The following is a 12,368-nucleotide window of genomic DNA, read 5'->3' on the forward strand; positions in this document are numbered from 1 at the left end:
CAATACTATGTTAATCAGGATTTGATCAAAATAAGGTCATGGGTATGAGTGTGGTTTTGCCTGTAGCGCAACGTGGTGAAGAAATATTAGAACTTAAAGCGGCATTTGTTGCAGATGGGGAGTTTAATAGTGAGTGGCTATTGCAATTGGCTTCCGCGATGCATGCGACGATGTTGGAGCGTAATGGTGTTGGAATTGCTGCACCACAGGTTTATATCTCCAAGCGTGTGATTATCGTGGCATCTCGTCCAAATCCTCGTTATCCCGATGCACCTGAAATGGATGCAGTGGTAATGGTTAATCCTGAGATTTTGGAGTTTTCTCAAGCGACTTGTTTGGGGGAAGAGGGATGTTTAAGTGTTCCTGATGAGCGTGGACAAGTGCAAAGAGCACAGAGTGTCAAAGTGCGTTATCACACTTTACAAGGTGAGGTGATTGAAACAACATTTGATGGTTTTCCTGCACGAATTGTTCAACATGAAGTTGATCATTTAGATGGTGTGTTGTTTGTGGAAAGAATGAATCTTGCATAAATAAAATACCTCCCAATTCTCATTTAAAAAGAGAGGGATTATCATTTAAGTAAATGTTTGCATGAAATTTTTTTTAGTAAAGTAGGGTTGGGAAAGGGTAGAGTTCTGGCTTAATAATTAAAGAAATAATAAGAGTTTATAAATTATGCAACCTTATAATAAGAACTTAAAACAGCCATCTCGTGATTTACGCAACAATATGACCGATGCTGAACAACTGTTATGGCAGAGATTAAGACGTAAACAGATTTTAGGGCTACAGTTTTATAGACAGAAGCCTATTCTCAATTTTATCGTCGATTTTTATTGTCCCGTAGCAAATTTAGTTATTGAATGTGATGGTGGGCAGCATTACACAGCAGAAGGGTTGGAGGCTGATCGAGTAAGAGATGAAGCTTTGGCGCAGTTGGGGTTGAATGTGCTGAGGTTTGATAATAGGCAGATTTTGACTGAGATTGATGCTGTTATTGAACTTATATTTCAAACCGCCCAATCCAGAATCCCCCTAAATCCCCCTTTATAAAGGGGGACTTGCCGTGAATTTAATGTAGGTATTTGATTCTTGAGGCTCCTCCCTTTTTAAAGGGAGGTTGGGAGGGATTTGATTTAATGGTATCAATATAAATGATTTTGTGTCTGCGGAGTGGAATAGAGATATTAATGATTTTATAAGTAATCCAAAAATGAGAGTGGAATTTTAATTTCTCAAACTAAAGTATTGAAAAATAATATAATATCAGCTATCTAGATTGGCTTTTTGGTGGGGAATATGTCTGAAAATTATAAATATGCATTTTGCTATAAAGATCATGCAAAAATTGATCTAAATACTTTAATGATTTCAATAAATTCTTTTAGTAAAGAACCTCATACAGATTTTTTCGAAGCAATTGAAAGTGGATATACTAGTCAGTTTTTTATAGATATAAGTAGTGATTTTGATGCATTTCAAAAATATGCAATTTTTGAATCCGTAATCTTGCATGAAAAAACACATTATTTAGATATGACGTCTACATATTATGGCCTAGAGTATTATGTGAGAAAGCATAATTACCATTTAGTTTCTAAAAATAAAGAAGATTCTAGTTATGAAAATATTAGAGAAACATTTGCTGTTAGCTTGTATGAGTTACAACCATTAGAAAGCTTGAAAAGTATTTCATTTGATAATTGGGATGATGTCCAAAATTTTCAACATGCATTAGATTACAATGAAAAATATGGAGTTTATGTAAAGTTCATAGTTCATTCAAAATCAGGTCAAATGAATATTTTTCCTTTGTCCATGATGATGCTATTAGAAACAAGAGCTTTTTGTATTGAATATCTTTCACGTTTTGAAAAAATAAAGTACCTACAAGGCATAAACCAAAAAGCATATCAGACAAGTCTAGAAATACATTTCAATAAAGAGCTAAATGATTGCTCAATGAGCGAATATAATTTTCTATTAAAGTTGGCAATTTTAGAATTTGAAAGAATCGATATTGATAGTCTTAGAACTATGAAATTTTTGAGTTTTTTAATAGGTTGGACATTGAATTTATCGTTTAGTGCAGTGGCATTTATGTCTAGTCATATTGTAAGATTTTTACAGCCTTCTCCACGTCGAGATGCTTTACAAATGGATATGAGTAGAGGTATGAGTCGTTATATTTTTCCATTTGGAATTATACAAATGATTCCAGTTTATATTATTAATCAATTAGAAAATTACGAGTTATTAAAGGATTATATCCAAAATTCTCCTGAAAAAGCTATAGATTTTATACTTTTAAATTTTTTCCACACTTCATATGTTTTAGAGCAATTCGATGAAAAGATTAAATTAGTTGATTATCTTAAAGAGAAAAATCCTGATGATTTTATTAATGAAATAATTAGTCGAGGCTATGATAACAGTCAAATATACCTAAATAATGGTTATTCTGTGAATTTTGTAGACTATTATTTTCAAGCAGATCTAAAAAATGTAGATGATCCTAAGTGGGGGGAGTGGATAAAATATCCTAAGCTCTGTAATATAAATTATGATGAGGTATTTTTTGAATCCGAAAAAAATTATGAATTAATAAGTAAGGAACAGGATTTATATAAAAATTATGAAAGAATCCATATGCCAATTGAATTAGCAGTTAAGACTTTGGATAAGTTAGTCTTTAATCCTTTGGCTCGACATGATTATATTTTTAAAACCAGAGAATAAAAAAATCCCCTCAACTGAGGGGTTTTTTTTATAACTTACGCGATTGAATCATCCAAATTTGGCGCTAACCAACGTTTTGCTTCATCTAAAGTCCAACTTTTCCGTTTTGCATAATCCTCAAGCTGATCTTGAGAAATTTTACCCACATTAAAGTATTCACTTTGAGGATGCGAATAATAGAAACCACTGACAGAAGAAGGCGGCATCATGGCAAAGTGTTCAGTCAGTTTGGTACCAATCTTTTCTTCAGAACCTAACCAATCAAACAACACCGCTTTTTCAGAATGCTCTGGGCAAGCAGGGTAACCTGGAGCAGGACGAATACCGACATACTTTTCTTTGATCAGTTCTTCATTACTCAGCGTTTCATCGACTTTATAACCCCAGAACTCTTTACGGATACGCTCATGTAAATGTTCAGCAAATGCTTCTGCAAAACGATCCGCTAAAGACTGAACCAGAATCGCTGAATAGTCATCACCTTTGGCTTTATATTCATTTGCCAATTCTTCAGCACCAAAGATCGACACCGTAAAACCACCGAGATAATCTTCAGGTTGTTCAGAAGGCTTAATATAATCTGCCAAAGACAAGTTTGGTTTACCTGTCACTTTGTCTGATTGCTGACGTACGTGCTCAAAGGTGTGAGTGCGATTTTGACCTGATTCGTCAAATACGCTGACGGTATCTGCACCAGTACGCTGAGCAGGGTATAAGCCAAATACAGCACGAGCATCGAAACGTTTATTTTCAATGATGTCTTTCAGCATCGCTTGCGCTTGATTATAAAGATCAGTCGCTGCCTCACCAACTACTTCATCTGTCAGGATTTTCGGGAATTTACCTGCCAAACTCCAAGAGATAAAGAATGGTGTCCAGTCAAAATATTCAACTAAGGTTTCAAGCGGATAATTCTTAATAACTTGTGTACCCAAAGCATTTGGTTTTGGTGGTACATAGTTATTATCAATTTTAAAACCGTTTTCGACTGATTCTGCATAACTCAATTTTGCAGCTTTCGGTTGCTTATTTGCTAAACGTTCACGAATCTTGGCATATTCAGCACGATGCTCTGCAATAAAGTTACCGCGCATTTCAGGAGAAAGTAGGGTGGTTGCGACACCCACTGCACGTGAAGCATCCGCGACGTAAATTACCGCATCATTTGAATATTGAGGATCAATTTTAACTGCGGTATGTGCTTTCGACGTCGTTGCACCGCCGATCAATAAAGGAATGTTAAAGCCTTTACGTTGCATTTCTTTGGCTACAAAGACCATTTCATCCAAAGATGGAGTGATCAAACCAGACAAACCAATGATGTCACATTTCTCATCAATTGCTGTTTGCAGAATTTTTTCTGCAGGTACCATCACGCCAAGGTCAACGATGTCATAACCATTACAACCCAAGACAACACCCACAATATTTTTACCAATATCGTGTACGTCACCTTTTACTGTTGCCATCAGGACTTTACCTTTAGACTGTCCTTCTGACTTTTCTGCTTCAATGTATGGGTTGAGCCATGCCACCGCTTGTTTCATGACACGTGCAGATTTAACGACTTGAGGAAGGAACATTTTTCCTGAACCAAACAAGTCACCGACCACGTTCATGCCGTCCATTAATGGGCCTTCGATCACATCAAGCGGACGTTTTGATTTTAAACGTGCTTCTTCTGTATCTTGATCGATATAAGTGGTAATACCCTTAACCAAAGCGTATTCAAGACGTTTTTCAACAGGCTCATTACGCCATTCAAGATTTTCAGCTTCTTTGGTAGCACCCGCTTGACCACGATATTTTTCAGCAACTTCTAGGAGTTTTTCAGTTGCTGCTTGACCTGTCTCACCTTGATTTTGGTTAAGTACAACATCTTCAACAGCATCTTTTAGTTCTTTATTGATATCGTCATAAATCGCCATCTGACCAGCGTTTACAATACCCATGGTCATGCCTTGTTTGATGGCATGGTAGAGGAACACGGAGTGAATCGCTTCACGTACAGGCTCATTACCACGGAATGAGAACGAAACGTTAGAAACACCACCTGAAATCATGGCATGTGGTAAGTTTTGTTTGATCCAACCAGTCGCCTCAATAAAGTCTACGGCATAGTTATTGTGTTCTTCGATCCCTGTTGCCACTGCAAACACGTTTGGATCGAAAATAATATCTTCAGCTGGATAGCCAACTTCATTGACTAAAATGTCATAAGAGCGTTTACAAATTTCACGCTTACGCTCTGCGGTATCTGCCTGACCAACTTCGTCAAAAGCCATGACAATAACTGCTGCACCGTACTGACGGCAAAGGCGAGCTTTTTCGACAAACTCGTCATAACCTTCTTTTAAGGAAATCGAGTTTACAACTGGTTTACCTTGAACACATTTTAGACCTGCTTCAATGATTTCCCATTTCGATGAGTCAATCATTATTGGCACACGTGAAATATCAGGTTCTGAAGCGACAAGGTTTAGGAAATTCACCATCGCACCTTGCGAATCGAGCATCCCTTCATCCATGTTGATATCAATGATCTGTGCACCAGCTTCAACCTGTTGCTGAGCGACTTCTAAAGCTTCTGCAAAATTTTCTTCACGTATGAGGCGAAGGAACTTTTTTGATCCTGTAACGTTAGTACGTTCACCAACGTTTACGAATAAAGAATCATCATAGATATTAAATGGTTCTAAACCACTCAAACGGCAAGCATGAACAGTCTCAGGAATTTTACGTGGTGGAATATCCTTAACAGCTTGATAGATCGCACGGATATGATCTGGTGTGGTACCACAGCAACCACCAGTAATATTGATCAAACCACTCTCAGCAAATTCTTTAATAAAAGCTGCAGTTTGTTCTGGCGTTTCGTCATACTCACCAAATGCATTCGGTAAACCAGCATTTGGATGCGCTGAAACAAAGGTATCTGCAACGTCAGCAATGGTTTTAACGTGAGGGCGCATTGCATCTGCACCCAATGCACAGTTAAAACCAATTGACAGCAAATCACCATGACGCACTGAGTTCCAGAATGCTTCAGCAGTTTGACCTGTCAATGTACGACCTGAGGCATCTGTGATCGTACCTGAAATCATCAAGGGAAGTTCATAACCGATTTTCTTAAACACTTCTTTGACCGCAAAGATTGCCGCTTTACAGTTCAAGGTATCGAATACAGTTTCGATCAAAATGATGTCAGCACCACCTTCGATCAAGGCGTGCGTTGCTTCGATATAATTTTCTTTTAGTTCATCGAAAGTAATATTACGGAATGCTGGATCATTGACGTTTGGTGAGATTGAACAAGTACGCGATGTAGGGCCAAGTACACCTGCCACAAAACGAGGCTTTTCTGGAGTTGAATATTTATCACATGCAGCTCTGGCGAGACGTGCCGCTTCACGGTTGATCTCTGGAACAAGATCTTCCATGTGATAATCTGACATCGAAACACGGGTACCATTAAAGCTGTTGGTTTCAATAATGTCTGCACCAGCATCCAAATAAGCTTCATGGATGCCTTGAATAATCTGCGGTTGAGTCAGTACTAAAAGATCGTTGTTACCTTTAAGATCAGAAGCCCAATCTGCAAAACGTTCACCACGATAATCTTCTTCTTCTAACTTATGGCGTTGAATCATGGTTCCCATTGCACCGTCAATAATCAGGATACGTTGGGCGAGAAGTGATTTTAGGGTGGCAAGCGTGGACATAAGGAACCCCAGTCATGGCAAAGATAAGAAGCAGACGCATTGTAGCAGAAGCAATGCTGAAGCGCTTATTTTCCATCTAAAAGGCGGTGAACCGCGCATTCAAATTGAAAAATGTCATAAAACTTTCATCAAAGTGCAATAATTCGAGGTAATAATGCTTAAAAATAAAGCAAAATGTTCGCAGTATGACCAATAAAAGTCATATTTTTTTGCGTTTGTTGCAAAATCAGACAACGATTTATTCCAACCCTTATATTGCTTTATTTTATTGAAAAATATGAATTAATTTTGATTTAACGCACTGTTTCGATACAAAAAATTGGTGTAAAAGTGATGAAATGATGAAAATTTGAGTTCATGTGACAAAGCTTTGTCATATAATTGTCATAATTTAATTAAACAATATGGGGGATTTTTTTATCCTCCAGCCGTCTACATGAATTCAAATCTACCCCCTGCTTCGGATTCACCAGTTGCGACAGAATCGCAAGCCCAATCGACGAATGTACATGTACCAACACCTAAATTTTTTATGCCGGTGTTCTTAACAGTCATTGTTGCTACACTGATTTATATTGGTTTTCAGGTGAGTGCTGATTTATCACATGTGCCACCATTAAGTTTATATTCAGTTATTTTATTATCTACGGCACTATTTATTGCCTTGGCATTCGAATTTGTAAACGGTTTTCATGATACTGCAAATGCTGTTGCGACGGTGATTTATACCAATGCGCTTCCTGCACCAGTAGCGGTCATGTGGGCAGGCTTCTGTAACTTCTTAGGGGTTATGGTGGCAAGTGGTGCAGTTGCTTACGGTATTATTGCATTATTACCTGTTGAAATGATTATGAATGTCGGCAGCGGGGCTGGTTTTGCCATGGTTTTCGCGCTGTTGATTGCAGCGATTTTGTGGAACCTCGGTACTTGGTTTTTGGGTATCCCAGCATCGAGTTCACACACCTTGATTGGTTCAATTTTAGGTGTGGGTATTATGAATCATTTGTTAAATGCATCAACTGGCGCAACCAGTGGCATTGACATGGATCAAGTGCTAAAGGTCGGTAAGGCGTTATTATTTTCTCCAATGATTGGTTTTGCTTTTGCAGCCATTTTATTCTTATTGGTGAAAAAAATCTTTAAACGCCAAATGGAGTTGTTCCAACCACCTGTTGGAAATAAGCCACCACCACCACTCATTCGCGGTATCCTGATTTTCACTTGTACAGGTGTGAGTTTTGCTCACGGTTCAAATGATGGTCAAAAGGGTATGGGTCTAATCATGTTGATCTTGATTGGCTTGGTTCCATTGGCTTATTCGCTGAACAAAAGTTTAGACCAAAAGCATTTACAATCTTTTGAGCAATTATCAGCTCAAACTGCTTTGGTATTGAATGTTGATCAACAAGAATTTTCGGATGAAAAAGCGCGAGATATCCTGACAAAATACATTCAAACCAAAGAACAAACACCTGAAGTTTTACCTGCATTGGCGAGTATGACTGGGCATTTAGGTGAAAAAGTTGCAGCTTATGGTGATCTTAAAGATATTCCAGAAGCTGGGGTTGCTGAATTACGTAATGATATGTACTTAAGTACTACAACGTTTAAGCGCTTAGATAAAGAAGATGCGCTACCTGTGATGACCACAGAACAGCAAAAAGTAGTAAAAGACTATCGTAACAATATGGATTCATTCCTACAGTACATTCCGAACTGGGTAAAAGTTGCTGTTGCATTAGCACTTGGCTTAGGAACAATGGTGGGTTGGAAACGTATCGTTATTACAGTGGGTGAGCGTATTGGTAAGAATCACATGACTTATGGTCAAGGGATGTCTGCTGAATTGGTTGCGATGAGTACGATTGCTGCTGCTGATGGTTTTGGTATGCCTGTTTCAACAACACATGTTTTAAACAGTGCGGTTGCAGGTACGATGGTCGCAAATAAATCAGGCCTAAACTTTGCAACGATTAGAACTATTCTTTCAGCATGGGTATTTACTTTGCCTGCAACGATTGCATTATCAGGTGGTCTGTACTGGGTATTCTTACAGTTTGTATCTTGATACTCGACTAAATCTTGAAGGTTATAAAAGCTTTGCTACGGCAAGGCTTTTTTATTTTTAAATGGCCTTGTTGCACAAACTTGTTATTGAGCGCATATTCGATCCTATGGTTCATAAATGGATAAGCTAGTACCTAAAATTTATTCTACTCTGAACTGGTTTTTCTATCATTAGGCTTGGATTCATTGAAGAAATATAAGCATTTGGCTTGATCTTCTATATTCAATGCTACAATACAAAAGATGGTCATCAAACAGTTGTAGTTCGACAGGCATATGCCATATAAGGAGATAATTAAAAAATGCATTATTTATCTAGCATACGGACTAAATTAAGTATTACTTTTTATATCACTATATTGGCTTTGGGCTCATCTTCACTCTATGCCAAAACGCCAACATTTGGGGACTATCCTGCAAAAAACTATACAGGGAAAAACCAGCCCTTAAAACTCAATCCGCAGAGTCAAAAATACCGCACTTTATTCAAAGACATTTCCCAACAACAACCCAACTTTGCAGGGCATTATGTTATGGAAACTGTAGGCTGTGGAGGAGGGTGTAGTTTGGCTTTAGCCTATAATGCTAAAACAGGGCAGAGCTTTATGCTGCCTGATAGCTTTGCTGATTGTTATAGTGAACAGAAAGGCTTTACCGCAAACGATATTTTTTACCAAACAGACAGTCGTTTGGTCGTGGCAGTGGGGAGTCGTTATGGCAATCAGGAAATGTGTGAAACGGTGTATTACCATGTAGAAAATGATGGTTTTAAGCAAATTAAAAACGATTAAGATAAGAACATAAGATGTTTATACAAAAAGGAAAGCTCCGTTTTTCTCAAAAAGAAGTTTGGGAGTTAGATACACATTTAGCAAAAATTATTCATGCAGGCTTAGTGCAGTTTAAACAATCGAAACGACAGGGTATTCCATCCGCATTTTTAGTAGAAAGTACAGCAGAGCATCCATTGGGTACAGCGACAGAGCAAACAGCACAAGCATGGGAAGAAGCCTTAAACCAAATGATCCATGCATTTTCACCACAACAGGATTATGAGGCAATTGAATCTAGTATTTATGATTTAAAAATGATCGAGGATGTAGATCGGCAAAGAAGCTCTGATGATTGTATTCCAATGAGGATGCTAACATTCGCCAAAGCTGGTTTTAATGAACAAGATATAGAAGCTTACAGAGAGCGTAAGCAACAATGGGAACAGATTGATCATTGGAAACGACAACAAGGTCGGGAGCTATTTGCGCAGTATTTTCATCATCTTTGGGATTGAAATGGTCAAAAAAATGGCTACCCCAAGGTAGCCATTTTGGTGTATCAGCGTTTTAAGCTTGTTGAATACCTGCGACAACCCAATCTTGTTGTGAACCAGCAGGTTTTACAAAATGCCAGATTTCAGTAAATGGCTGCGGTAAGCTATTTAAATCTTCACTGACTGTGCCGGTAAAACGAACGCTGACAATGTATTGACCATTCTCAGTCGTGCTTTCAGTCACCATTGCATTTAGATTGCTAAATTCCGCAACGTCTTGGTCTTGATTCGCCATAATGTCCTGATACATAGAGTTGTAAAGCTCAGGTGTTAAATAACGACGAATTTCTTCGATGTTATTGGCATTGTTGACGGATTGAATATGATTAAAACGTTGACGTGCAGTACGTAAAAAAGCAGCAGGTTCAGTGCCATCTGGTAATTGATTACCACTGCTCATGGTTGCACTACCAAATGGAGCTTGAGTCGGTGCATTACCAAATGGAGATTGTGTTGCAGCACCACCGCCAACTGCTTGGCCAAAGATATTGGTATTGTCGCCAGTTTGGCGAGCAGTTGGTTGTGAACTTTGACGGCTAAACTGGTTCGAGTTTGGGCCGCCATTGTTTGGAGCGTATGGGTTATTTGCTGCTAATTTTTTTTTTGCGCCTAATCTGCGGAACACAAAGAAGGCGGCGGCTGCTGCAAGTAAGACCCATATCCAGCTTGGAAGGCCTTGTTTCTCTTCCTCCGCTGCTACAGCTTGCTGCTCGGTTTGTGCTGGGTCTTTATCATCAGCCATTGCATTTGCTGCTACTGCACCAAGTGCTGCACCAGCGACACCCGCAGCGACCATACCACCTACGCCAGGACCTGATTTTTGTGGTGCTGTAGCAGGTTGTTGTTGTGCTGGTGTTGCTTGACGTGGTTGCTGATAAGACTGATTATTTGCTGGCTGTGATTGACTTGAACTTGAACGGCTCATGCCATGGCTTTTACCGCCACCTGCACGCTTCGCTTCCGCAAGGGGTGCAGCAACCAAAGTTGCCATTAATAAAGCTGCCATCAAGCCACGCTGGTGTACTTGCATCGAAAATTCCTATTCAATTCCAATTTGTGAGTGTATTTATGCAGGTATTTGTGCAGAATTTCAATGAAAAAAGTATATTTTTTTATGTCAATTCATCACTCAATTGCATTGCCTCTGTCAAAGCTTCATGTAAACGCGCAACAGCAATCACCTGAATCCCGTCAATTGCTTTTTGCGGTGCATTGCCACGCGGTAAAATTGCATATTTAAAGCCATGTTTTGCTGCTTCTCGGAGACGTTCCTGACCATTTGGAACAGGACGAATCTCACCTGATAAACCGACCTCACCAAATACAGCGAGTTGTTGTGGAAGTGCCTTGCCCCGTAGGCTCGAAGCACAGGCAAGTAGAACAGCTAAGTCAGAACCTGTTTCCGTAATTTTTAATCCGCCAACAACATTGACATATACATCTTGTCCTGCAGTTTGTACTCCACCATGCCTGTGCATCACTGCGAGTAACATATTTAGGCGGTTTTGCTCTAAGCCAAGTGCAACACGACGTGGTTGTGTGTGTGCATCGTCTACCAGTGCTTGAACTTCAACGAGTAGGGGGCGAGTACCTTCACGGCTAATCATCACGATAGAACCGGGGATTGCTTCGTCATAACGACTTAAAAAGATTGCAGAAGGATTTGCAACTTCTCTTAACCCTTTGTCGGTCATTGCAAAGACGCCTAGCTCGTTTACTGCACCAAAACGGTTCTTTACCGCACGAATCATGCGATAACGTGAGTCAGTTTGCCCTTCAAAATACAAAACACAGTCCACCATATGTTCAAGCACACGTGGTCCAGCTAAAGCACCTTCTTTGGTTACATGCCCCACGATAAATAACGCCGTTCCACTATTTTTTGCAAAACGTGTGAGTAGGGCCGCAGATTCACGAATTTGTGAAACACCACCTGGTGCAGATTGTAGCGTCTCGGTATACAAGGTTTGAATGGAGTCTAAGATGGCAACCGCAGGGCGTTCTTGTGCCAGAACTTCACAAATACGTTCCACACAAGTCTCTGCCATAACCTTGAGTTGGTCGGTAGGTAAGTCTAGACGCTGTGCTCGTAAAGCAACTTGAGAAAGAGATTCTTCGCCAGTGACATAGAGCGCGGAACTGTTCTTACTGGCCATATGAGTGGCTGTTTGCAGCAAAATTGTGGATTTTCCAATACCCGGATCACCACCGATAAGCACAACGGAACCCGTGACCAGACCTCCGCCCAACACTCGATCAAACTCACTTACACCTGTCGCTAAACGTGTTTCATGGGATACAGAAACTTGATTAAGTGTCGTAATATTGGCAACTTGCCCTGCATAGCCACCGATTTTAGGTTGAGCGCGATGTGTAACAGTCGGTTCGATACGTACTTCGACCAAACAGTTCCATTCACCGCATTCAGTACATTGCCCAGCCCATTTCGGATGATCAGCACCACATTGTTCACAACGGTAAACAGTTTTAATTTTTGCCATATTTAAAAT

Annotated in this window: 9 protein-coding genes; 6 read left to right on the plus strand and 3 right to left on the minus strand. The window is 39.5% G+C overall.

The features are described 5' to 3' along the window. The first annotated feature begins 44 nt into the window (after positions 1–44). The 3 genes from def to AAC851_RS13700 all read left to right on the plus strand — a co-directional run bounded on the left by def (position 45) and on the right by AAC851_RS13700 (position 2,742). Entirely contained in the window at positions 45–533 is a 489-nt protein-coding gene (gene def, locus AAC851_RS13690) for a peptide deformylase (RefSeq protein ID WP_134251690.1), read from the plus strand. Positions 534–678: 145 nt separating this feature from the next. After that, positions 679–1,056: an endonuclease domain-containing protein gene (locus AAC851_RS13695; protein ID WP_005089569.1), complete on the plus strand. Its 378-nt coding sequence runs from the start codon at positions 679–681 to the stop codon at positions 1,054–1,056. 246 nt (positions 1,057–1,302) lie between these two features. Then, positions 1,303–2,742 carry a hypothetical protein gene (locus tag AAC851_RS13700; RefSeq protein ID WP_075315083.1) on the plus strand — a complete coding sequence of 480 codons (1,440 nt, stop codon included), beginning with the start codon at positions 1,303–1,305 and terminating at the stop codon, positions 2,740–2,742. Positions 2,743–2,777: 35 nt separating this feature from the next. Here the strand turns inward: AAC851_RS13700 and metH are convergent, their stop codons facing one another. Beyond that, entirely contained in the window at positions 2,778–6,464 is a 3,687-nt protein-coding gene (gene metH / locus AAC851_RS13705) for a methionine synthase (protein ID WP_340600969.1), read from the minus strand. A gap of 436 nt (positions 6,465–6,900) precedes the next feature. On the opposite strand from metH, the gene AAC851_RS13710 reads away from it, so the two are divergent. The 3 genes from AAC851_RS13710 to AAC851_RS13720 all read left to right on the plus strand — a co-directional run bounded on the left by AAC851_RS13710 (position 6,901) and on the right by AAC851_RS13720 (position 9,819). Next, positions 6,901–8,532, plus strand: a complete 1,632-nt coding sequence (locus tag AAC851_RS13710) for an inorganic phosphate transporter (RefSeq protein ID WP_340600970.1) — start codon at positions 6,901–6,903, stop codon at positions 8,530–8,532. Positions 8,533–8,833: 301 nt separating this feature from the next. Then, complete coding sequence (locus AAC851_RS13715; protein WP_005089582.1) at positions 8,834–9,322, plus strand: hypothetical protein; 489 nt, start codon at positions 8,834–8,836, stop codon at positions 9,320–9,322. Between the two features lie 14 nt (positions 9,323–9,336). Continuing rightward, the gene (locus tag AAC851_RS13720; protein WP_134251696.1) at positions 9,337–9,819 is read left to right on the plus strand and encodes a hypothetical protein; all 483 of its coding nucleotides are present in this window, start codon (positions 9,337–9,339) and stop codon (positions 9,817–9,819) included. A gap of 52 nt (positions 9,820–9,871) precedes the next feature. Here AAC851_RS13720 and AAC851_RS13725 read toward each other — a convergent pair whose 3' ends face one another. Both AAC851_RS13725 and radA read right to left on the minus strand, forming a co-directional pair. Continuing rightward, complete coding sequence (locus AAC851_RS13725; RefSeq protein WP_134251698.1) at positions 9,872–10,888, minus strand: Tim44 domain-containing protein; 1,017 nt, start codon at positions 10,886–10,888, stop codon at positions 9,872–9,874. An 82-nt stretch (positions 10,889–10,970) separates the two neighbouring features. After that, on the minus strand, positions 10,971–12,359 hold the full coding sequence (gene radA / locus AAC851_RS13730; protein WP_004640192.1) for a DNA repair protein RadA: 1,389 nt from the start codon (positions 12,357–12,359) through the stop codon (positions 10,971–10,973). Positions 12,360–12,368: the final 9 nt, after the last annotated feature.

Origin of the sequence: Acinetobacter sp. HZNU-JH01 (assembly GCF_037996845.1) — a bacterium.
GTDB classification, from domain to species: Bacteria; Pseudomonadota; Gammaproteobacteria; order Pseudomonadales; family Moraxellaceae; genus Acinetobacter; species Acinetobacter haemolyticus.